Annotated in this window: 17 protein-coding genes and 1 pseudogene (1 of these 18 running past the window's edge); all 18 read right to left on the bottom strand. The window is 48.9% G+C overall.

Translation table 11 applies throughout. The features are described 5' to 3' along the window. Positions 1–3,596: pseudogene (locus tag ACFE7X_RS04860) on the bottom strand (ATP-binding protein) (it extends 124 nt beyond the left edge of the window). A gap of 97 nt (positions 3,597–3,693) precedes the next feature. Further along, positions 3,694–3,981 (bottom strand): DUF983 domain-containing protein, encoded by a 288-nt coding sequence (locus tag ACFE7X_RS04865; protein ID WP_375434539.1) that lies wholly within the window; start codon positions 3,979–3,981, stop codon positions 3,694–3,696. A 110-nt stretch (positions 3,982–4,091) separates the two neighbouring features. Continuing rightward, positions 4,092–4,262 (bottom strand): hypothetical protein, encoded by a 171-nt coding sequence (locus tag ACFE7X_RS04870; RefSeq protein WP_375434540.1) that lies wholly within the window; start codon positions 4,260–4,262, stop codon positions 4,092–4,094. Between the two features lie 124 nt (positions 4,263–4,386). Beyond that, positions 4,387–4,950 carry a DUF420 domain-containing protein gene (locus tag ACFE7X_RS04875; protein WP_375434541.1) on the bottom strand — a complete coding sequence of 188 codons (564 nt, stop codon included), beginning with the start codon at positions 4,948–4,950 and terminating at the stop codon, positions 4,387–4,389. Next, the gene (locus tag ACFE7X_RS04880; RefSeq protein ID WP_375434542.1) at positions 4,937–5,566 is read right to left on the bottom strand and encodes an SCO family protein; all 630 of its coding nucleotides are present in this window, start codon (positions 5,564–5,566) and stop codon (positions 4,937–4,939) included. The genes ACFE7X_RS04875 and ACFE7X_RS04880 overlap by 14 nt, the downstream gene beginning before the upstream one ends. Positions 5,567–5,603: 37 nt before the next feature. Further along, positions 5,604–5,945, bottom strand: a complete 342-nt coding sequence (locus tag ACFE7X_RS04885) for a cytochrome C oxidase subunit IV family protein (protein WP_331147719.1) — start codon at positions 5,943–5,945, stop codon at positions 5,604–5,606. A gap of 94 nt (positions 5,946–6,039) precedes the next feature. Continuing rightward, positions 6,040–6,819, bottom strand: coding sequence for a cytochrome c oxidase subunit 3 (locus tag ACFE7X_RS04890; protein WP_375434543.1), 780 nt, complete (start codon positions 6,817–6,819; stop codon positions 6,040–6,042). 21 nt (positions 6,820–6,840) lie between these two features. Further along, positions 6,841–7,434 (bottom strand): heme-copper oxidase subunit III, encoded by a 594-nt coding sequence (locus ACFE7X_RS04895; RefSeq protein ID WP_375434544.1) that lies wholly within the window; start codon positions 7,432–7,434, stop codon positions 6,841–6,843. A 103-nt stretch (positions 7,435–7,537) separates the two neighbouring features. After that, the gene (gene cyoE, locus ACFE7X_RS04900; protein ID WP_375434616.1) at positions 7,538–8,389 is read right to left on the bottom strand and encodes a heme o synthase; all 852 of its coding nucleotides are present in this window, start codon (positions 8,387–8,389) and stop codon (positions 7,538–7,540) included. Positions 8,390–8,441: 52 nt separating this feature from the next. Beyond that, on the bottom strand, positions 8,442–9,527 hold the full coding sequence (locus ACFE7X_RS04905) for a heme A synthase (RefSeq protein ID WP_375434545.1): 1,086 nt from the start codon (positions 9,525–9,527) through the stop codon (positions 8,442–8,444). A gap of 169 nt (positions 9,528–9,696) precedes the next feature. Further along, entirely contained in the window at positions 9,697–11,556 is a 1,860-nt protein-coding gene (locus ACFE7X_RS04910) for a cbb3-type cytochrome c oxidase subunit I (protein WP_375434546.1), read from the bottom strand. A 30-nt stretch (positions 11,557–11,586) separates the two neighbouring features. Beyond that, the gene (locus ACFE7X_RS04915; RefSeq protein ID WP_375434547.1) at positions 11,587–12,648 is read right to left on the bottom strand and encodes a cytochrome c oxidase subunit II; all 1,062 of its coding nucleotides are present in this window, start codon (positions 12,646–12,648) and stop codon (positions 11,587–11,589) included. Positions 12,649–12,747: 99 nt separating this feature from the next. Beyond that, a complete protein-coding gene (locus ACFE7X_RS04920) occupies positions 12,748–14,073 on the bottom strand; it encodes a quinol:cytochrome C oxidoreductase (protein WP_375434548.1) in 1,326 nt (441 codons plus the stop codon). Next, positions 14,073–14,837 (bottom strand): c-type cytochrome, encoded by a 765-nt coding sequence (locus tag ACFE7X_RS04925; RefSeq protein WP_375434549.1) that lies wholly within the window; start codon positions 14,835–14,837, stop codon positions 14,073–14,075. Before ACFE7X_RS04925 ends, ACFE7X_RS04920 begins: the two co-directional genes overlap by 1 nt. Further along, complete coding sequence (locus tag ACFE7X_RS04930) at positions 14,837–15,361, bottom strand: DUF3341 domain-containing protein (RefSeq protein ID WP_375434550.1); 525 nt, start codon at positions 15,359–15,361, stop codon at positions 14,837–14,839. The genes ACFE7X_RS04925 and ACFE7X_RS04930 overlap by 1 nt, the downstream gene beginning before the upstream one ends. Continuing rightward, positions 15,354–16,811, bottom strand: coding sequence for an NrfD/PsrC family molybdoenzyme membrane anchor subunit (gene nrfD, locus ACFE7X_RS04935; RefSeq protein WP_375434551.1), 1,458 nt, complete (start codon positions 16,809–16,811; stop codon positions 15,354–15,356). The genes ACFE7X_RS04930 and nrfD overlap by 8 nt, the downstream gene beginning before the upstream one ends. Positions 16,812–16,915: 104 nt before the next feature. Continuing rightward, on the bottom strand, positions 16,916–19,954 hold the full coding sequence (locus tag ACFE7X_RS04940) for a TAT-variant-translocated molybdopterin oxidoreductase (protein WP_375434552.1): 3,039 nt from the start codon (positions 19,952–19,954) through the stop codon (positions 16,916–16,918). Positions 19,955–20,107: 153 nt separating this feature from the next. Beyond that, positions 20,108–21,481: a c-type cytochrome gene (locus ACFE7X_RS04945; RefSeq protein WP_375434553.1), complete on the bottom strand. Its 1,374-nt coding sequence runs from the start codon at positions 21,479–21,481 to the stop codon at positions 20,108–20,110. Positions 21,482–21,680 lie beyond the last annotated feature (199 nt).

Here is a 21,680-nt window from a genome sequence, read left to right on the forward strand (position 1 = left end):
TTAGGAATGAATATTTTTTCGCGTCCCTCCACCGGAATACCCGCACCATTGTCTTGAATACCAATACGCACCCGGCCTTCGGGCTGAATTTGAATACACACGTCAATAACTGGAGCCCGACCTTCGGGTACGGCTTGCAAGGCGTTGATCAGCAAATTATTGAAAGTCCGCACCAGTAAATTTTCGTCGGCGAATACCGTAATCGGTTCGTCTCCTGCTGGCACTAGCAGACCAATACGGGCGTCGGGGCGGCTTCCTTGATGCAACTCTACACAGCGGCGGATTACTTCCACTACATCTAACCGCGCCGGACGCATGGCGGGTAGGTTCGTGAAGTTGGAAAACGAGGTAGCAATATCCGTCAGAACATCAATCTGCGTAATAAGCGTTTGGGATACTTTGCCCAACAACTCGTTGATGTTGGGTCGGTTGTCGTGAATAGCCCGCTGCAAGAACTGCAAACTCAGCTTCATAGGCGTAAGCGGATTCTTGATTTCGTGCGCCACCTGCCGGGCCATTTCGCGCCATGCCGCTTCCTTCTCCTGTACAGCCAGTTCTTGTTTGCTTTGCTCCAGCTTCAGCAGCATGGCATTGTATTCGCGCACCAGCAGCCCAATCTCGTCGTTGGACTGGTAATCCAGCATTTCGTTCTGGCCCGTGAGCGTGGTTTGCTTCAGCTTTTCGGTAAGTAGTTTGAGCGGATTGGTGAGCACCCGGGAAGCCACGAAAGCTAGCACCAGAAACAGAATAAACATCACCGTGAACGTATTCAGGATAATGGCAATCAAGTCAACCAACTTGTTGTCAAGGTCCTTCTCGGAATCGAAGAAGGGGATGCCGACGTAGCCGAGCACCGCACTGGCGCGCTCGTCGGCGTCGGCGGCGGCCCGCAGTGGCAAATACAGCGTGTTGAACGACAAAGAACCGGCGCGCTCCTCGAGAAGCACCCGGGGTTTCACTTGCTCTTTCAGGCCCGCTACCGCCTGTGGGTTCATCAGCGTACCCAGCAGCCCCGACTCGAAAATGATTGGCTGGCTACTTACCAGCAAGATGCCGTGGGAATCGTAGAGGTTGAGGTCGGTTTCGGTAAGAGCCGACACGTTGTCGGCTAGAGCCAGAAGGTCGGCTCGGCTAGCCGAATCGGCCAGAAGGCGGCTGTTTTCGAGTAGATTGTCTTGCACGGCCCGACCGCGCCGCTCATACGTACGCCGTAGGTCGCGCTGGTACGAACTTTTCACTTGGCTGATCGTAGCTACACTCACCACCACCAGCGGCAGCATGATTCCGAGGTTGAGGAATAGTTGAATCTTGGTACTGAAGTTGGTACGAAACACATCCAGGTACGCCCCCTGCCCTAGCAGATAAAACCCACTGGAAATCAGTACGAAGAAGGCGTGAAGCAGAAATAGAAAAGAGAAATTGGACAGCCAGTCAGCAAAGCCATAAGTGGCCGTAGTGACAACTACTGTACGTTGCTGCGTTTCGTCGCGCGTGGCAAAGTGGTGAAACCGACCCACGACGAGTCCACTCTGGTACAAACGCGGGTTGTTGTACAAGTCGGGCGTGAGGCGATTAATGTAGTCGTAGTCTCCTTCGCTGTATACTAGCTGGTCGTTTTCGTAGCCGGCATAGCTCAAATCAGCCCCTAGACCCGGCTGGAAAAATTTTTGATCTATCAGCAGTTCTGGCACCACACTATAGGTGGTCAACTTTTTCAAGGTTAGCTCCAACAGCACCGTGCTACTGCCCTTGGCCGTAGGAACCGTCACAAAATCAACGTAACGCCGGGTGCTAAACGAATTGCTGCCACGCACTAGAAACAGATTCAGTTGATCGGTGCGAGTGGCATTGCGTAACAGGCGGCTGCGCATCTCGGGTAACGTTTCCGCTTTTGGCTCCCCCCCTATTGGTTTGCCAGCAGGATTGAAGACAGTAACCGTAATTTCGTATTTATCGAAATAGTCGCGCAAGTAATGTTTGGTGATTCGCTGGCGCACAGATTCTATATTCAGAATATTTCCAGGCAACATGGTACGCAGTATCATGGTGCGCAAAGAATGGTCGGCGGCCATTTCCTGACCACGCTCATTCAAGAGAAATTCTCCTTCCAAATCGTTTTCTACAAGCAGATTGCCCGCTAAGGTCTGCTTGTTGAGCACTAACTGCCTATCAAAGTGCTCGAACAAGGCTAACGCTCCCACCGCCGAGCTGATACTAAGCATCAGGAACAAGAATAAATAAGTCTGATAGGGTATCATGGCGGCTACACTGCGCAGACTAGTGAGCCGCAGGAAAAAGAAAAACAGCAACGTAATTCCTAGCAACTCGAAATCAACTTGCCCTAGCGCCACTCCTATCGGCAAAACTATTATTGTGCTTAGGCCTAGAATTAGCACACCAATACGCCGAGTTTCAATTCGCACGGTAGCTTCAAACAGTTGAGCCAGCACGTAGAAGCCTGCTAAATAGGCCCCTGTGTGTAGCACAATAGCCAAACAGAGAAGAGCCTTGAAGCCCGAGACAGAAATATCCTGCGTGACATCAACTATGATTTGAGAATTGCTGAAGCTGTTGGAATAAAACTCAAACAGCCGTTCTAATAGCCCAAAAAAACCTAGTACCAGCACCATTACCAGCGTGATGCGGGCCGTCACTTCATTCACCTTATTGGGCCACTCAGCTACTTTGTAGCGCTGAAAAAGTAGCAAGCCGTACCCCGCCGCAACCGTCAGCAGCAACGCATTGATAAGTAAATCGCCGAGCGAGGGGGAAAGCCAAGAGGCAGCGTATACTCGCGGATTGAAGAGAGAAAGCTCGATAAAGGAAAATGGCAGTCCAAAATGCAGTAATACGGCCCGCAGCACTCCTAGCGGCAGTACCACCGCCGCCGCGCCCGCTAATTCCTGACGCGCCCGAAACAGCCGCTGCGCCCATATCAGCCAAGCTGCTATATACAAGCCAAATCCTAATAGCATGAAAGCGAGCGGCAGGTACTTAACCGTTATCGGGTTAGGCAGCAGGCTTTCCAACGAGAAAAGATAGTTGCCTTCATTGGAATACAGTTTAGGCAGATTAGAGCGCCCACCATCGGCTACTAGCCGCAGGTTGAGACCTCTAAATAGCGCCCTTTCAGCACCTTCGCGCAAGTAGCGGTTGCTGATACCATAACTTTCTTCTAGCGGAATATAGGTTAGCACCACATAAGGGCCCGCCACGTGCCGCAGTGCCAAATAGCGGCCAAATTGCATAACTACAAGCTTCTCGTGAAAATCTTGCTGTGCATTTGCGCGATTAGGTGGTACCGTATGATCAGACCAATACAGAAGCTGGCTGCCCCGAAATACAAAGCAGGGATAAGTGGTTTGCCCGACAAGAGTCTCGAAGTTCAGCTTGCCCTCTTGCACTTGGGTGGCTACAGCCGCTGCTTCCTGCTCGGCAGCAGCTTCGGACTCCATTACCAATCGCTGAAGCCGCGCTGCATCTGTGCGCAGCAATACGCCTGGCGCTTGGCCATACCGGTTGCCTAAGTAAGCCCCCGCAAAACATAGAAAGGCGGCCAGCAGTAAAGCCAGCGGCAAAAACCGGAAAAACTTCAAAAGAAAATAAAATAAAGCAGTAGCGCGGTGCTCCGCAGAAACTGGCACCCATCAAAAATGCCGCCAAATGGCGGCATTTCCTATTTTCGACGTACGCCTATAATGGTGATTTACCTACTAGCGTTGGATCATAGCGAATACCGCCAAAGAAGTAGAGCATTACTACTCGCGCATAGCGGAAAAGTAGTGGCGTTAATGCCACCACGATAGTAGCTACTGCCGTTACATATACCCACACCGGCGGGTCATTGGCGAGGTAATACAGCATCACGCCTGTAAGAAAGACGATACCTGTGGAAAAGCCGTAACTGATGTACATAGCTCCCCAGTAAAACCCTACCTCAGGCTCGTAATACTGACCGCACGCTACGCAGTCCTCGTACATTTCATCAAACCTACGCAGATTCTACGCCGGGCACTTAAATAAAGGCCCTTGATGGCAGTGTGGACACTTTTGGGCCACCATTGCCACCAGCGTAGAATCGATAGCGGCCATTATTTAGTGGTTGCCTTGCTTCGGGGATGCGTGTTACGATACCAGAAATAGCCAACGGCTCCCATCAGCAAATACGGGATGGCCGCCATATACATGATGCCTTTGTTCAGGCCCGAGAAATCGTAGCCATCTTTTTCCGTACGCGACGCTTCCACCTGCGTTTTACACATAGAGCATTGGGCGCTGACTACCAACGGCGCCAAGCTGAACAATAAACCTAATATTACTGCAAAAAACGAGTTTGCTACTAGCTTCTTCATACTATTTTCAACAACAGAGAGCAGGTAAAGTTTCCTAGTACGGTGTATAGTAAGGTGAAATCATGAAGTACACAATGACGCCGGTAACTGACACGTACAGCCAGACTGGAAAGGTCCAGCGGGCGATGCGCCGGTGCTTATCGAATTGCTGCGTGAGAGCAAAATAAAGCGTGAAGAGCACTAAGCCCACTGTAACAATGGCTAAGGTGATATGAGTAAGCAGCAGAAGGAAATACACGTACCGGATTACGCCCTCACCTCCAAATTTAGTACTGGCTTCCTGCGAGTGATATACCACATAGGAAATCAGAAATAAGGAACTGATCAAAAAAGCCGTACCCATCATAGCACGGTGCCGCGTCACTTGCTTGTTGCGGATAAAAACGTACCCAGCTATCAGGCAAATGGCTGTTAACGAATTGAGTACAGCATTCAGAGCCGGCAGAAACTTCACTTGCGCCCCTGGTACTCTAAAAGTTTCGGGGAAGTAGTAAAGTGTTGCAACCACTAAGGGCACCGCCGCAGCCAGTATGCCTAAAGTTACTTTATACTTAGTGTAGTCACTAGGTCCGAGGGCTGACTTACTAATTGTGGTCATAGGTGTAGAGCAACACGTTAATTTCCGTCATGAGGCGGTCCACGTCCTTGGCTTTAGTACCATCATAGATGCCGCGCACGTGCTTATCACGGTCTACAAGGTACAAGTTCTGGCTGTGCACAATGCCGGGAGCCACACCACTTGGAGTTGGCAGCTGGAACTCCTCGGTAACTAACCGATAAAGAGCTGTTTTGTCACCAGTCAGGAAAAACCACTTTCCAGCAATAGCGCCGTATTGTTCGGCGTAGCGCTCCAGCGCCGCCACGGTATCGTGCGTGGGATCCACTGTATAAGAAACCAATTTTACGCGCGGTTCGTGCCGAAATTTCTCTTGTATTCGCGCCATTTGCCCATTCATTCTAGGACAAGCGCCAGGGCAGGTCGTGTAGAAGAAATTGGCCACGTATAAGCCGCCACTCACATCTTTTTGCGAAATCAAGCGGCCAGACTGGGAAGCCAACTGAAAGTCAGCTAACCTATGAAAAACAGTATCGCGCCGCCACTTTCCTTCTACCAACGTCGAATCGATTCGGTCGGGCAGGAAAGTGGGCAGCGCGTAACGGTTGGCTCCGAACGTGTAAAGGAACACGAAGGCAAGTACTGGGACCAATAGCATGAGGCCCAACAACAAGACGTGTTTGGGCCTCATGCTGTTAATTGAAGGCGTTCTGGATAGCTTGGCCGCTGTATGTTCCTTCTGAAACTAGAGCAATTAGCAACCATACGAGGAGCGCCATCGGAATCAGAATAGTCCAGATGAGCGCCTTCACCTCATGCTTCAAGTGCATAAACTCAGCCACAATGAAGAAGGCCTTGAAGATGGTGAGGATAATGAAAATCGAATTACGAAGCGTACCCGGATTCATTAAGAATACGAATACGAACTCTAATGCGGTAATACCCACCAAGACAAAAAAGGTCTTCCAAATCCAGCCTACATTAGGCTTTGGAATTTCCCCAGCTGGTACCGGTTCTGTGTTTGCGTGATTAGCCATTGGGTAAATGATTTGATAGTTGAATCGTTAAATAGTTGCTTGTTTGATGGTTTGCTGGAACATTCTACCATTTAACAATTCAACCACTCGACGATTAAACGAGGTAGAAAAAGGTGAAAACGAACACCCATACAAGGTCTACAAAGTGCCAATACAAGCCTACTTTTTCCACCATTTCATAGTGGCCGCGGTTATGGAAGGTATCGTTGGTGGTAGCGATGAAACAGTAAACCAAGAGACAGACCCCCGAGAAAACGTGCGTACCATGAAAACCCGTGATAAAGAAGAACAAGTCGGCAAACAGTACTGGGCCATATTGATTTTGCGCTAGGTTGGCCCCATGAAATACAGCGCCATCTGCCATCATAGTACCACTTTCAGTACCATGAATGAAGTGACCCCACTCCCAAGCTTGAGAGCCAAGGAAGGTAGCGCCGAAGAGAATGGTCCATAGCAACCACTTCTGCACATCCTGCTTGTCCATCCGGTGACCAGCTTCTACAGCCAACACCATTGTCACGGAGCTGAAGATGAGAATCATCGTCATCAACGCCACGAAGCCTAGAGGTACGTTGGCGTGCCCCATACCAGGGAAAGCATTGAACACCTGATCCGGAACCGGCCAGTAGGCCGTCGAAAATTTAAATGCTTTGCCAGCTGCGGCGTCGAAAGCAGGATATCGGTGGCGGATCAGGCCGTACGTGGTCAGAAAAGCAGCGAACGTGAAGGCGTCCGACAGCAGAAAGAACCACATCATGAGCTTGCCATAGCTTGCTTTGAAGGGTTCGTTGCCACCATCCCAGTTGCCGCTCCGGGGCCGATCGGTGGCGGAGGAGGCAGTGGTTTGGGGCTGCGTCGTGATAGTGGTGGACATAGCGTGCAGGGTAAGACGAAACTAGTGGTTCAAAAGTAGGAACAAATACAAGTACAACCAAAGCCCGCCGAGGAAGTGCCAATAGATGGTAACGTTACCGATGGAGAGCATCTGCCGCGAATGCACTTGATAGTTAAAGCTTTTGCGTAGTACACGGAGCAAAAAAATCAGCCCGGTAATCAAGTGAAAAGCGTGTACCCCCATCAGCACATACAAAAAAGAACCTGACGGATTAGCATCAACGCCACCGAAGTGAATCTTGTTGCGTACTAGTTCGGCCCACACATTCCACTGGCCCATCAGAAATACGAGGCCCAGTACGAAAGTGATAAGAATGCCTGTTTGTACACGACGCAACTCGTCTTTGCGCGCTGAAATGTAAGCCCATTGAATGCTGACGCTACTTAAGGCAATAAGGATACTGGTGTACAGCAGACCATGGGGCAAATCAAACTCCAACCAGTTGCCTTCTTCGCGGCGCACAATGTAAGCGCTGGTGTAAGCAGCAAATATCATGGTGCTGCTTACCATCATGAGCCAGAGCAACACGCGCAACGGATGGGTTCCGATGGCAGGCTCCCGGTCTTTAAGAATCTCTAATTCAGAGGAATGCATGGCAGAAAATTATATGGTTTTGAGCAACGCTCAGCTTATTAAGAAACACTCGCAGCTGAAATGTAGTTTGCATTTCCCTTACATCTCGACTGTTTTTCTTGACTTATATCTTGTCTAAAACCAGCGCAATCTGTACGATAGGCAGATATAGAAAAGAGCCAAACATAATTCGCATCGCGGCTTTCTTGGTGCATGTACGCATCAAATAGAGCGTTTGCATTAGAAACAGCACACCGCAGAGAACTGCAACCAAAGCCGATGTCTTGCCTGCCATATTAAGTTGCAAAGGCAGTAAACTCAGCGGAATGAGTAACAAGGTGTACGTCATGATCTGAAAGGCGGTGCGCAAGTCTTTCTGCCCCGGCGAGGGCAGCATTTTAAATCCTGCGGCTTTGTAGTCGTCATCAAGGACCCAAGCAATAGCCCAAAAATGGGGAAACTGCCACATGAACTGGATACCAAACAGCACCCATGCTTCTGGCCCTAGCATACCTGTGGCGGCTACGTAACCAATAAGAGGCGGCATGCCTCCCGGAATAGCCCCAACTGCCACACAAACCGGTGAAATGGTCTTGAGAGGCGTGTAGATGAAGCCGTATAGGATAAGCGAAAGCAACGAGAGTGCCGCCGCTAAAGGATTGAAGTAATACGTGAGTATCCCCAATCCTAATATTCCCATTAGAATGGTAAACACCCATGCTTCCGTGATGCTTAGGACGCCCTGTGGCAAGGGCCGTTTGGCCGTCCGCTTCATCAGTTTATCGAGGTCAATCTCGTAAATCTGGTTGATGGTATTAGCTGCTCCCGTAACGGCTAGCCCACCTACCATCACAAGTAATGCTTTACCCCAGTCGAAAGCTTGGACCCCGAGCAAGTATCCGATGGCACTTGAAAAAGCGACCGTCAGTGCCAACCGGAATTTTATTAGCTGAAAATATGCCCTGGCTTTGGTCATCAGTGGGTAAAACAACGCAACCGGCAGATAGTCTCCGAACCGGGCCGCAAAGTTACGCAACAACGCTTGCATAAGCGGCCTGTGGTTGCGTTTTAGCTTGGCGAGCATAACGGATAATAGTCAAGAACTGCGCACCAAACAAAACAGTAGCCACTGTAAGGTGCACGGGCTGTACGGTGGCAGGCAGCGCAAAGTAGGCCAACGTTACTCCTGCCAGTATCTCTAAGCCTAGCAGCCCCATTGTAACCGTGGCTAGTCGCTGTAACTGTGTGCTGCGAGTTTGATAGAGTTGATATCCCACGTACATGTTTAGAGCGAGCAGCACCAGAGAGAACGAGCGATGCACTTTGAAGATATTACCTAACTGCTCCACCCAATCGGCCCGGCCCAGATAATTAGCTGCGGTAGCTACTACGTCTACTTGCTCTCGCACTTGGGTGCCCAACACAATTTGCCCGAAAGTAAGTAAAGCAGTCAGCCACAGATATGGAATAAGCCTCTTCGGAAGCGTTGCTTGAGTGGAAGGCAACTCATTTTGCCCTTGTTGCGAACGGTCTACAGCATATATCAGCATAGCTACTATTAATAGTGCTAGCGCCATGTGCACTGTCACGAGTTCAGGTAACAGGTTAGTAGATACCACCAGTGATCCTAGCCAACCCTGAAATCCGGTTAGTAAAAAAGCGCCGAAGGTTAACCAAAACACGAATCGGTCACGGCGCCAATAAGGTAACGCCAATATCACTGTTAGGAAAATGAACACCCCAATCAGAGCCCCTAATAACCGATTCAGGTATTCAATCCAGGTTTTGGTAGCGTTGAAGTCCGTCTCAATAAACTGAGTGGGATGCGCAAATATTTGACTTGCCACTTGCTTGAATCCGAGCCGCTCTAAGGTTTTAGCCAACTTTTGATTTTTGGCCACACGCTGTGCAGTATAAATCTCTTTATAGCCAATTGGCAATTCACTTGCTTGTGTGGGAGGCACCCAAGTGCCAAAGCACTTCGGCCAATCGGGGCATCCCATACCTGATCCTGTACTACGGACAATTCCCCCCACCATTATCAGCAGATACACAGATAATACAGTCAGAATGCCGAAAAACCGAAAGCGACGTACAAAAGCAGGCTGGGTCATTTAAAATTTATTGTTGCTAGAATCGACATTGAAATAACAGTCGAAATCCAGTTTTGGTGTCCGGTTTTCCATCAGAGCCATACAATTTGCTGACGTTTAAACCCAGAATAAACAAAACGGGCCGCCGTAAGTACAGCGGCCCGTTTTCGGGATCATTAGCAAGTAGCTACTACTCGTTTTCGCTCTCGTATGGCAGATTCGAAGACTGAGTTTTCGAATAAGGCACATTTTGTGGGATAAAGTCTTCTTCTGCGCCTGGCTTGCTATAATCGTAAGGCCAGCGATATACAGCTGGAATCTCGCCAGGCCAGTTACCGTGACCAGGTACTACTGGGGTGGTCCACTCCAAAGTAGTCGAACGCCATGGGTTCTCGGTAGCACGACGGCCGCGGAAGATGCTGTAGAAGAAATTGAAGACGAATATAAACTGCGCAAAGAATGCTAGAATAGCCGCAATCGAAATGAACTTGTTTAAGTCTGCAAACTGACTAAACATCTCGAAACCAGTCCAAGCGTAATAACGGCGCGGGAAGCCCGCAATACCGATGTAGTGCATAGGTAAGAACACCAAATACACGCCGAGGAAGGTGAGCCAGAAATGAATATAGCCAAGCTTCTCATCCATCATACGTCCAAACATTTTCGGGAACCAGTGATATACCCCGGCAAACAAGCCAAAGAAGGCAGAGCTACCCATTACCAAGTGGAAGTGGGCCACCACAAAATATGTATTGTGCATCTGGATGTCCAGAGCAGCATTACCAAGGATGATACCCGTTAAACCGCCAGAAATGAATAGCGACACAAAGCCGATAGAGAAAAGCATGGCCGTGGTAAAACGAATGTTGCCGCGCCACAACGTTGCCAGCCAGTTGAAGGTCTTCACGGCCGAGGGCACGGCAATAATGAGCGTCAGGAACATAAATACCGACCCCAAGAACGGGTTCATGCCCGTCACAAACATGTGGTGAGCCCACACAACGAATGACAGCAGAGCAATACCGAGCAGCGAACCAATCATGGCCCGGTAGCCGAAGATAGGCTTGCGAGAGTTGGTAGCCAGAATTTCTGACACCATGCCCATAGCTGGCATAATTACTATGTATACCTCAGGATGTCCTAAGAACCAGAACAAGTGCTGAAACAGAATTGGCGAACCGCCCGTGTTAGGTAGTGCCTGCCCAGCGATGTAGATATCTGACAAGAAGAAGCTAGTACCAAAACTACGGTCGAAGATGAGCAACAATGCCGCCGAGAACAGCACTGGAAATGCTAATAGACCTAAAATGGCAGTAAGGAAGAATGCCCAAATAGTAAGCGGCAGTTTGCTCATGCTCATGCCACGGGTACGCAGGTTGATAACCGTAGTGATGTAGTTAACGCCACCGAGCAGTTGCGAAACAATGAACAACGCCATCGACACCAACCACAACGTCATACCCATGCCAGAACCAGGAATGGCCTGTGGCAGGGCGCTTAAGGGCGGATAGATTGTCCAACCGGCAGAAGCAGGCCCTGTTTCTAAAAACAGTGACAGAAACATAATAACGCTCGACGTAAAGAAAAACCAGTACGAGAGCATGTTCATGAAGCCCGAAGCCATGTCGCGGGCCCCAACTTGCAGCGGAATCAGAAAGTTGGAGAACGTGCCGCTCAAGCCCGCCGTCAGCACGAAGAACACCATGATGGTGCCGTGCATCGTCACCAGTGACAAGTAAAACTCGGGGTTAAGCTTACCGGCTTCCACCCATTTACCCAAAACTGGCGTCAGCCACGCCATTGTTGACTCAGGCCAGCCAAGTTGCAAACGGAATAAGCTAGATAGGGTACCACCCAGAATAGCCCAGAAGATACCTGTGATCAGGAACTGCTTAGCAATTATCTTGTGGTCGGTGCTGAATACGTACTTGAACAGCCAATGCTGGTCATGATGATCATCGTGAAGCGCGTGCTCATGGTGCGTAGTTTGTGGCTCGGTTGCCCCGATACCACCCTGCACCTGCGCTTGGTTAGGAAGATTAGCAGCCATATAGGAAGCGTGCAATTAAACTAAGTGAAACTATAGCGAAGCTTTGGTAGTGGGCGTAGCTACCGCAGCAGCTGCCTCTTTTACAACCAGCTTCTCTTCCTTCTGTTTGAAAGAAGCCAATACATCAGGGTTCTGTTCGGAGAAGGACTTCTGTTGAGCGTACCAAGCCACATAATCGTCTGGTTCGTCTACCACAATGGTAAACTTCATAGCGAAGTGACCACGACCGCAAATCTGATTGCAAGCGAGTTCATAATTGAACTTTGGATTGCCGAGTTGCGCACGCATATCATCCGTGGACTTAGTAGGAGTAAACCAAAATTTAGTTGGCATACCAGGTACTGCGTACATCTGTACTCGGAAATGAGGCATGTACACAGCGTGTAATACGTCACGCGAACGGATCTTCAACAACACGGGATGTCCCTTGGGTACATGAATTTCACCAGGTACAAAGTCATCGAGGCCAGCTTTGTCAGACAAGTCGAATCCAAATTCATTAGTAGCGTCGATGAGGCGATAGTTTACAACTCCCAGCTTCATGTCACGACCAGGATAACGCACTAACCAGTTGAACTGCTTACCCATCACCTCCAATACTACTGCATCTTTGGGAGCTGGTCCAGTAATGCGGGTCCACTCTTTCCAGCCAGCGAATACCAACGCAGCCATTACAATGGCAGGGATTACAGTCCAGATAATCTCGATTTTGTTGTTATGCGGAAAAAAATACGCCCGACGACCTTCTTGATGTTGGTACTTATAAGAGTACACAAACAACAAGATTTGAGTGAGTACGAACACCAATCCGATGATAATCATTGTAATCCAAAACATCCGCTCGGTAGCATGGCCATGCACCGAAGCAATGGGTGGATTCATTTTGTCGTAGTTATCACCAAACGACCAAGCGAAAGCAGCTCCCCCCACAATTAGGAACACAAGCATCAATATCGCATTTACGCGGTTACTGGTGCCAAATTCACGAGCTGAACTACCAGAAAAAATTGAAGTCAGAATCTGGAGACGGAACAGCAGGCCGAATACGACCAACACCAACGCCAGTACCAACAAAATACCAAGAGCAGTCATTCTGTAAGAGTTAGAAGAGAGAACTTAGAGCTTAGAGCTTGTCAACTTAGATTAAACAAATAATCTAAACTTTAAGCTCCCCAATCTCAGCTCTAAAAATTAGGTGGTATGATGAACGCTTTCGTCCAAGAATGGATGGTGCAGTGGAACCAACGATGACTGAGAAAGACGCTTAGTCATCAACAACAAGAAGCTTCCTAGGAATATAAGTGCAACCCCGAACTCTATTACAAACCCATTATTAGCCTGCATAGTTGCTGGCATAATCATTAAATAAAAGTCGAACCAGTGACCAACCAGAATAGCAATACAAACAATCTTGAGCATAATCATTTGACGCTTGGCATCACGCGTCATCAATACCAAGAAAGGGAAGACGAAGTTGATAAGAAGGTTGAAGAAAAATAGCCAAGTATATTGGCCATTGAAGCCTCCTAAACGCTGATTGAAGTACACAGCTTCTTCAGGTAAGTTGGCGTACCAGATCAGCATGAACTGCGAAAACCATACGTAAGTCCAAAAGATGCTGAAACCAAACATGAATTTACCTAAGTCATGTAGGTGGCTAGCCTGGATAAACGGCAAGTAACCAGCCTGCTTGAGTAAGATTACGCACAATGTAGTAGCTGCAATACCTGATACCCACCAAGAAGCAAAAACGTACCAGCCGAACATGGTAGAGAACCAGTGCGTGTCAATCGACATAACCCAGTCCCATGCTGCCATAGAAGATGTTACAGCGAACAGTACTAGAAACAGTGCTGAAGCAGTAATACTCTTATGAAAGTATGTGGTACCCCCGTTTAGGTCTTCGGCCAGCGATAAAGCTCGCAGCTTGTTGGTAAAAACAACCCAGATGGTGATGTAAGAGATAGTTCGGATCAGATAAAAAGGAACGCTCAAGAAACCCGATTTGCCGGCAATAATACCGTCATAGGTTGCGCTACCTTTTGTCATAATGCCTGGCAACGTCCAATGGAAGATGTCATTGTTAATCAGGTTTAAACCAAAAAGTAAAACCAACAAAACACCTCCAGGCAACACCCAAGCACTAAGCGCTTCATTAACACGCTTGATCAAAACAGACCAGCCTGCATAAGCAACGTACTGAATAGCCATGAACACTGTGCCAATGACGGATACCCCGGTGAAGAACACATTGTTATGCCACAAACTTACCAGAAGACGTTTAGCCCAAATCGGGCTGCCATGGTGAGCCGTACCTTCATGCCCAGCAGTTGTAGCACCGTGCGCTGCAGCTGCACCTTCGTGTGCTTCTTGACCAACGCCAAAAGCAGCCAGTATCAAACCGATTACTAGCAGAACAACGCCAGCAACTATTATCGTGATGAATCTCTTGCGAGTGACTGACGAAACCTGAAGGTATTCCGCCGTTACACTCTCTTGGTGCGTCAGAGTTGCCATTAATTCTGCGGTTTAGCCGTTTCGCTTGAAAGATTGGTTCCGTTTCTTGCTTCTACGCCGCCCTGTCCGGGTGTTACCGACTCCTTGTCGGCTTGTGCTTCTTGAACAGGAGCTTGGTTTTGGCCATCAGTGGATTCTGACGTTAATCCTGAATCCTGTCCTTTAGCTTTCAAGAAATCGGCCATACCGTCCGGACCCTTTCCCTGCTGTAGCATCCGCACATACATAGCAATTCTCCAGCGCTCATCCGGCGCTACTTGTGAACCATGTGGCATCATACGACCTTTTCCCCACTGAATCACATGGTAGATGTGGCCGTCGTTCATGGTCTTGTAGGCACCCGCATAATACGAAGGGACACCCTTGAATTTAACAGCAACGGGCCCCTGGCCATCACCTTGCTCACCGTGACAGTGCTGACAGTTACGCGTATACAGCGTTTGCCCTTCTAGCAGGTTCTCCTTGGTGTATGCAGCAGGGTTTTTTAGTGTCCGCTCTGCAATACCTACACTATCCTTAGGAATGTGCGAATAGTAATTAAGCTTACCAAGCGGAACAGTTCCAACCACCGGAGTACGCTCGTTAATACCCATAGGATTAACGGTGTTGGTGTTCAACTGCTTTAGCGGCTCATACGGAATTGGATAATACATTTCCGGAGCGTACTCGATGCCAGGATCATCAGCCCGGTTGCAACTGGTAGAGAATACCGAAGCAAACAGAACAGCCGACGCTTGCAAGCCTAGTTTCAGCGAATGCGTCATTAGAATTTAGACATTTCTTTCTCATTCACTTCTGAAGCGCCATTAGCGCGCAGCAGTTGTGTCAGATGGTTCAAGTCAGTTTTCTCGTTCATTTCAATAGCTAACACGAACTTATCATCAGTAGCTCTTACATCTAGAACTGGTGTTTTCCAGCGAGGATAGAGGTTACTAATGATGTAGAAGGTGATAACCATTCCGTGACAGGTGAAGAACACCGTCAGTTCAAAAGCAACGGGTATAAAGGCAGGCAGCGCAATGTGAGGTTTACCACCAATAATCATTGGCCAATCGAAACCCAGTGTGTAGATCTGCAACCACAAAGCAAAAGCTAGCCCAGTCATACCTAAAAAGAAGGCAGCAATAGGCAACCGAGAACGTTCTATTCCCAGAGCATCGTCAATGCCGTGAATGGGAAACGGAGAAAACACCTCGTAGATCTTTACGCCCGCCTCCCGGACGTTTTCAACAGCGTGCAATAGCACGTCTTCGTCTTCAAAAATGCCGAGGGCAAAGCGCTTACTCATTCTTGTTATAATTTACGGGTGCCGAAGCTGGAACACCGTGGGTGGTAGGTTGGTGAGCCTGTTCGCTGTGACCATGGATACCGGTATAAGTCGGGCCATTGTCAACGGTGTATTTCAGGATAGTCTTCACTTCAGCCATGTTGACTACGGGGAAGAATTTAGCGAAAAGTAGGAATAGCGTGAAGAACAAGCCAAGCGTACCTACATAGATACCAATGTCTATGATGCTAGGCGAAAACATTACCCAGCTCGAAGGTAAGTAGTCACGGTGCAACGAGGTTACGATAATCACGAAGCGCTCAAACCACATACCGATGTTCACGATGATGGACAAGATGAACGTCAAAGGAATGCTGTAACGAACACGGCGGAACCACACCAATTGAGGAGTAATTACGTTGCAGGTCATCATCGAAGCGTAAGCCCACCAGTAGGGCCCAGTAGCCCGGTTGATAAAGGCGTACTGCTCGAATTCAACCTGTGAGTACCAAGCAATAAAGAATTCAGTGATGTAAGCTACCCCTACTATAGAGCCGGTCACCATCATGATTTTATTCATGAGAGCGATGTGCTCTAAAGTGATGTAATCCTCTAGCTTGAATACTACCCGCGTGATGAGCATCAGCGTAAGTACCATTGCGAAGCCAGAGAAGATAGCACCAGCAACGAAGTAAGGAGGGAAGATAGTGGTGTGCCAACCCGGTACAACCGAGGTAGCGAAGTCCATTGATACGATGGTATGTACTGAAAGTACCAGGGGCGTAGAAACGCCTGCGAGAATCAACGATACAGTTTCGTAGCGCGACCAGTGCTTAGCTGAACCTTTCCAACCAAAGCTCAATAAAGAGTAAGCTACTTTGGCGATAGGGCCTTTAGCCCGGTCACGAATAGTTGCAAAGTCGGGTACCAAACCTGTGTACCAGAATACCAGCGAAACGGTGAAGTAAGTTGAGATAGCGAAAACGTCCCAGAGCAAAGGAGAGTTGAAGTTTACCCACAGTGAACCAAACGTATTCTGGAAGGGAAACACCCAATAAGCCAACCACGGACGTCCCATATGCAGTACAGGGAACATAGCGGCGCATATTACAGCGAAGATGGTCATAGCTTCAGCCGCCCGGTTGATTGAAGACCGCCACTTCTGGCGGAACAACAGCAACACCGCTGAAATCAATGTACCAGCATGACCGATACCTACCCACCACACAAAGTTGGTAATATCCCAAGCCCACCCTACTGTTTTATTAAGGCCCCACTCTCCTATACCGTACCAAAGCGTACGATATACAGAGTAAAAGAAAATTCCGAGGAAAAAGAGTGCCACGCTTAAGGCAGCCATCCAACGTATGTTGGGTTTAGCCTCTACCTGGCGGCAAATATCTTGAGTGACGTCATGGTACGTTTTCCCCCCGGTTACGAGCGGCTCCCGTACAGGCGATACGTGCTGCATATACTTATTGGTTTAGTAGGGTTTAGAACTCAGGAACTGGACTTCTTCTCCTCTTAGCCTAATTTGAAATCCGAGGTCCAAGTCCCTGAGACCCCAGATCTAGCTTAGGCGTTGAAATCTGACTTTTCTCTGTTACGAATCTTAGTCAGGTACGTGATGTTCGGCTGCGTGTTGATGGAATCAATCACTTTAAAAGCACGCTCTCCATCTTCCCGACGCCATACTTGCGCAACACGAGTGTTTGGGTCACGCAAGTCACCGAATGTTATAGCTTGTGTTGGGCACGATTGAGCGCAAGCAGTTACCACTTCTCCATCCTTGGGACGGCGCTTTTGCTTTTTAGCTTCCAACTTAGCAAGCTGAATACGCTGCACACAGAAGCTGCATTTCTCCATTACCCCCCGAGCCCGTACTGTCACGTCCGGATTCAGCACCATGCGACCTAAGTCGGAGAACATATGGTTGTTAACATTCTCAAACTTCTCGTTCGAGTAGTACGAGAACCAGTTGAAGCGACGAACCTTGTATGGGCAGTTGTTAGCGCAATAGCGAGTTCCTACGCAACGGTTGTACGTCATCTGGTTGAGACCTTCCGAACTGTGCGTCGTCGCAAGTACTGGGCACACTGTTTCGCAAGGAGCATGGTTGCAATGCTGACAAAGCATTGGCTGGAAAATAACCGATGGGTTTTCGGAGGGGTCTTCCATGGCAGCGTAAGTATCTAGCTTGCCTTTGGTTTCAAAGTCCTCCTTATGAGCATCAGAGCTATAGTAACGGTCAATACGCAGCCAGTGCATCTCGCGACGGTTAATTACCTCCTGTTTGCCTACAACCGCAACGTTGTTTTCCACTTGACACCCAATCACACACGAGCCACAGCCTATGCACGAGTTGAGGTCGATAGACATACCCCAGTGGTGATTTTTATACTCGTAATCTTGCCACAACGAAACCTTATTTGGTTTCTGGGGGCCTTCTGGAGTAGAGACAGTTTCGTACTCAGTTACCTCTTTGGGATTCTTGATGTACTGAGCTAGCGTAGATTCTTGTACCACGGACTTGCGGTCCATGATGGTGTGGTGAGTTTGGGTTTGAGCGATTGGCGCGGTAGCGTCAGTCTTTTCCAGCTTCACTTCACCGGTGTAAAGAAGCCCGTTGTCGCGGCCTACGACGACGAATGGATAGGCATTAGCGCCAACATTATCCCCTACTCGGCCAGACTTTTCTCGGCCATAGCCGATGGCTATGCTCACGGTGCCCTTGGCCTGACCAGGTTGAATCAAAACAGGAAGCTCGATAGTCTTTCCGTTAGACGTTATTTTAAGTACGTCATTTTGCTCCCACTTATTGGCTAGAGCCATCTCCCGTGGAATGGCTACGTAATTACCCCAAGTAGCTTTTGATACAGGATCAGGCAACTCTTGTAACCACGGATTGTTAGCTTCACAGCTACCAGGACCGATACCTACTTTCTCATACAAGCACAATTCAACACCAGCGGGCTTACGAGCAGCTGAAATAGCTGCAATAGCCTGATTAACGTCCATAGCTGGTGCAACCTGAGGCTGTACTGCAGCGGAGAGCGTACCCGTTGCCACCCCATCGTGCACTGCTTTGTCCCAAGCTTTCTGGAAGTCACCAGTCAGCACGCCACGCCATGAACTGCGCAGGTAATTGTAATACGTTTGCGGATTTCCAGCCCACACCAGCAAGCTATCCTGCGCTTGACGAGTGTCAAACAGTGGCGATATAGCAGGCTGTGCTAAGCTCAAGTAGCCACGTCTTGGCTCGTAGTCGTTCCACGATTCAAGGTAGTTGTGGTCAGGGCAAGCATAGTTGCACAACGAGCCCGTTTCATCTAGGCGGTCATTGAGCGAAATACTTACAGGCACTTTAGCAATCCCACTTTTTACCTTGTCAGCTAATGGATGATCGTAGGCAGGATTAGCGTTATAGAAGATTACAGCCCCTACGTTACCTGCATTCATGTCATTGACAAGACGCAGCAAACGAGCATCATCACCCTGACGCACCAACGAGGAATTCGTCAAGTCAATAGAGGTACCGACGTTTCCTAGATTCTGATTGATAGCAGCTACTAACGTCTGAACAGCTACATCATTTGAACCGGATACTACAAGACTGCGGCCACGTGCTGCTTTAAGCTCAGCAGCAGCCTGCTTCAATTGCTTGCTTGCGGCGTTGCTACCACTGCCTACTATCTCGTTGTAGAGTGCCAATGTTGTGGCACCCATTTCCGAAGGTTTAATTGGCACGCGTATATCGGCATTGGCACCGGTCAGCGTCATCATGGTTTCAAATTGAAAGTGACGCGACATACGCCGTCTTTCACTCGAAACCTTACGGTTGACAATATACTGAGGAGCGTATTCAACCGGAGAAATCCAAGTTCCTAAGAAATCAGCTCCTAGGCTTACAATGACATCTGCTTTACTGAAATCGAAAGCAGGTAGTACTCCGCCATTAGCGCGTAGCAATGCTGACTGCGAGTTAGCGTCATACATTACGTGCTCGGTATTTGGATAGCGAGCGGCAAAATCAGCAATAACCTTTTTGGTGGTCGGGCTGATAATAGTTGGCGAAACGATAGCAATCCGACCTTTAGCAGCTGCCAGCTTTGTGCGGATTTCCTGGTCTACTCGGTCTTTTTCAGCAACACGTCCCTTAATGGCAAAGTGTTGCAAGCGTGCTTTGTCGTATAAGTTCAGTACGGATGCTTGCGCACGTGCCGACAAGCCACCACGTGTTACAGGTGATTCTGGATTGCCTTCCAGCTTGATAGGCCGACCCTCACGAGTCTTCACCAAAATGCTGTTGTAATCAGTGCCGTTGAAATAGGTGGATGCGTAAAAGTTGGCAATACCTGGATCTACTTCTTCGGGCTTATTTAAGTAAGGAATAGCCTTCCGGACAGGAGCTTCGCAGCTAGCCAAAGTAGCAGCTGCAATGCCAAAACCCATCAACTTAAGAAAGTCGCGGCGCGGAGCTACAGAGGTGTCTGAAGACGCATGTGATTCTTTTACGGGCAGAAAGTCAGTGAATTCGCTGAACGCGTTTTTCACGAACTCCGGCGAGTTCTCTAATTCCTCAATTCCCTTCCAGTACTTGGGCGATTCTTGCATTTGTTATGGGGACTTAGGGTCTTGGGCAAATGGAGTGTGAAGTCCACTCCGCGATTATTCCCAAGTTTTAAGGCTTATTATTAAAGCTTTCGTTTTGGAAGCCAGCTAGACCAGCAACTTTGTTATGGTGCTGATTTAGCTGACTCTATCAACCTAGTAGTGACACTTCGAGCATTCCGTACCACCGTTCGATGATACCGTGAAAGGAGCCGCTCCATTGGCTTGGTCGTGTAACTTCACCAAGTTGTTGTAGTAAGCGTTGCCTTTAGTGTTGAGCGGTGTCTCGCGGTGACAGTTAATGCACCAGCCCATAGTAAGCGGTGAATACTGATATACCACTTCCATGTTCTGAATAGGACCGTGGCAAGTCTGGCACTGAATTGCTCCTACCTGCGTGTGTTGCGAGTGGTTGAAGTAAGCCAAATCAGGCAGATTGTGCACACGCACCCACTGAATAGGTTGCTTACGCTCAATAGCGCGGTAGATTTTCTTGATTTCCTGCGACTCTGTCTTGATCTGCGAGTGGCAGTTCATACAGATATTGGCCGAAGGAATGTTGGCTGATTTACTTTTATAAACCGAAGTGTGGCAGTAAGCACAATTGATCTGATGTTCACCGGCATGCAGTTTGTGCGAGAAGGCAATTGGCTGTGTAGGTTGGTAGCCTTGCATCAAGCCGATACCCATAGCACCCTGAACTGATTCGTATAACAATACAAGCGTGAACACTACCCCTGCCCCAATACGGATGGCCGATGACTTGTAAAGTTTGCTCCAGTCGAAGCGCTGCTCTAAAAGCTCAACATCACGGCCGTCTAGATCTTTCCGACCGCGCAGTACATCTTTCATGATGTTGGCAATGATAACCAGCGTTACCACTAACACAATCAGTACCACCACCAATACGATTAGCAGGATGTCAGCATATTGACCGGCGCCAGCTCCTTCGCCGCCTTCACCAAGTTTGGTGTCAGTGGCTGGGTTGTCTTTGTTAGTTCCGGAACCACCACCTGTAGCAGATGCTCCTTGCCCCTCCTGAGACGTTACCCAAGCTAGAATAGAAGTAATTTCCTGATCTGAGAGTTGGAAGCTAGGCATCTGCTGCTTCTGGTACTGGTTGTAGAGCTTCACAGCGTAATCATCGCCGCTGGCAACCACCTTGCTGGAGTTCTTGATCCAAGGAATCAGCCAAGAAACTGGACGGCGCTTAGTAATACCAGCTAGGGCCGGTCCTACTACCACATCGTTGACGGCGTGGCACTGGGCGCAGTTACCTTTGAAGAGAGCGTCACCCGCAGCGATAGCAGCAGCGTCACCGCCGCCGGCGCCTGGAGTTGCTCCTGCGGCAGGCGCTGTTGCTGCGGCAGCTGAACCGGCATCTGGAGTACCGGGAGTCACCCCTTCCTTACTTACAGCCGGGGCCGCACCTACCTCACCGCCTTGAGCCGAAGAAGTAGTAGTAGCAGCAAACGTCAGGAAAAGAGCAAGAAAAAGGGAAGAAAATGAACGAAGGCGAATGCTATTCATAGCACAATTTTACTGTAAGAAAAGAAACGCGAGGGGGTGGTTCAAGGCCACAAATGTAGGTCAGGAATCGTAGAGAACAAACCCGTTCGGGCTAATTCTCGCCTAGTTGAGCTTGCTTTGCGGCTTTCTAATTGAGTATTCTACACACCCTATACTAACAGGTGTCGACAAGCGGTCCATCCCTGGTTTCCCTCATTCT

It is taken from the genome of uncultured Hymenobacter sp., assembly GCF_964242765.1.
In the GTDB taxonomy this organism is placed as follows: domain Bacteria; phylum Bacteroidota; class Bacteroidia; order Cytophagales; family Hymenobacteraceae; genus Hymenobacter.

What these genes read in the sequence shown, in the direction of transcription:
- ACFE7X_RS04895 (WP_375434544.1), bottom strand. Translation starts at nt 7,434, where the DNA reads ATGCATTCCTCTGAATTAGAGATTCTTAAAGACCGGGAGCCTGCCATC.
- ACFE7X_RS04920 (WP_375434548.1), bottom strand. Translation starts at nt 14,073, where the DNA reads ATGGCAACTCTGACGCACCAAGAGAGTGTAACGGCGGAATACCTTCAG.
- ACFE7X_RS04930 (WP_375434550.1), bottom strand. Translation starts at nt 15,361, where the DNA reads ATGAGTAAGCGCTTTGCCCTCGGCATTTTTGAAGACGAAGACGTGCTA.
- ACFE7X_RS04875 (WP_375434541.1), bottom strand. Translation starts at nt 4,950, where the DNA reads ATGACCACAATTAGTAAGTCAGCCCTCGGACCTAGTGACTACACTAAG.
- ACFE7X_RS04905 (WP_375434545.1), bottom strand. Translation starts at nt 9,527, where the DNA reads ATGACCCAGCCTGCTTTTGTACGTCGCTTTCGGTTTTTCGGCATTCTG.
- ACFE7X_RS04910 (WP_375434546.1), bottom strand. Translation starts at nt 11,556, where the DNA reads ATGGCTGCTAATCTTCCTAACCAAGCGCAGGTGCAGGGTGGTATCGGG.
- ACFE7X_RS04870 (WP_375434540.1), bottom strand. Translation starts at nt 4,262, where the DNA reads ATGTGTAAAACGCAGGTGGAAGCGTCGCGTACGGAAAAAGATGGCTAC.
- ACFE7X_RS04940 (WP_375434552.1), bottom strand. Translation starts at nt 19,954, where the DNA reads ATGCAAGAATCGCCCAAGTACTGGAAGGGAATTGAGGAATTAGAGAAC.
- ACFE7X_RS04925 (WP_375434549.1), bottom strand. Translation starts at nt 14,837, where the DNA reads ATGACGCATTCGCTGAAACTAGGCTTGCAAGCGTCGGCTGTTCTGTTT.
- cyoE (WP_375434616.1), bottom strand. Translation starts at nt 8,389, where the DNA reads ATGACCAAAGCCAGGGCATATTTTCAGCTAATAAAATTCCGGTTGGCA.
- ACFE7X_RS04865 (WP_375434539.1), bottom strand. Translation starts at nt 3,981, where the DNA reads ATGTACGAGGACTGCGTAGCGTGCGGTCAGTATTACGAGCCTGAGGTA.
- ACFE7X_RS04915 (WP_375434547.1), bottom strand. Translation starts at nt 12,648, where the DNA reads ATGACTGCTCTTGGTATTTTGTTGGTACTGGCGTTGGTGTTGGTCGTA.
- ACFE7X_RS04885 (WP_331147719.1), bottom strand. Translation starts at nt 5,945, where the DNA reads ATGGCTAATCACGCAAACACAGAACCGGTACCAGCTGGGGAAATTCCA.
- nrfD (WP_375434551.1), bottom strand. Translation starts at nt 16,811, where the DNA reads ATGCAGCACGTATCGCCTGTACGGGAGCCGCTCGTAACCGGGGGGAAA.
- ACFE7X_RS04945 (WP_375434553.1), bottom strand. Translation starts at nt 21,481, where the DNA reads ATGAATAGCATTCGCCTTCGTTCATTTTCTTCCCTTTTTCTTGCTCTT.
- ACFE7X_RS04890 (WP_375434543.1), bottom strand. Translation starts at nt 6,819, where the DNA reads ATGTCCACCACTATCACGACGCAGCCCCAAACCACTGCCTCCTCCGCC.
- ACFE7X_RS04880 (WP_375434542.1), bottom strand. Translation starts at nt 5,566, where the DNA reads ATGCTATTGGTCCCAGTACTTGCCTTCGTGTTCCTTTACACGTTCGGA.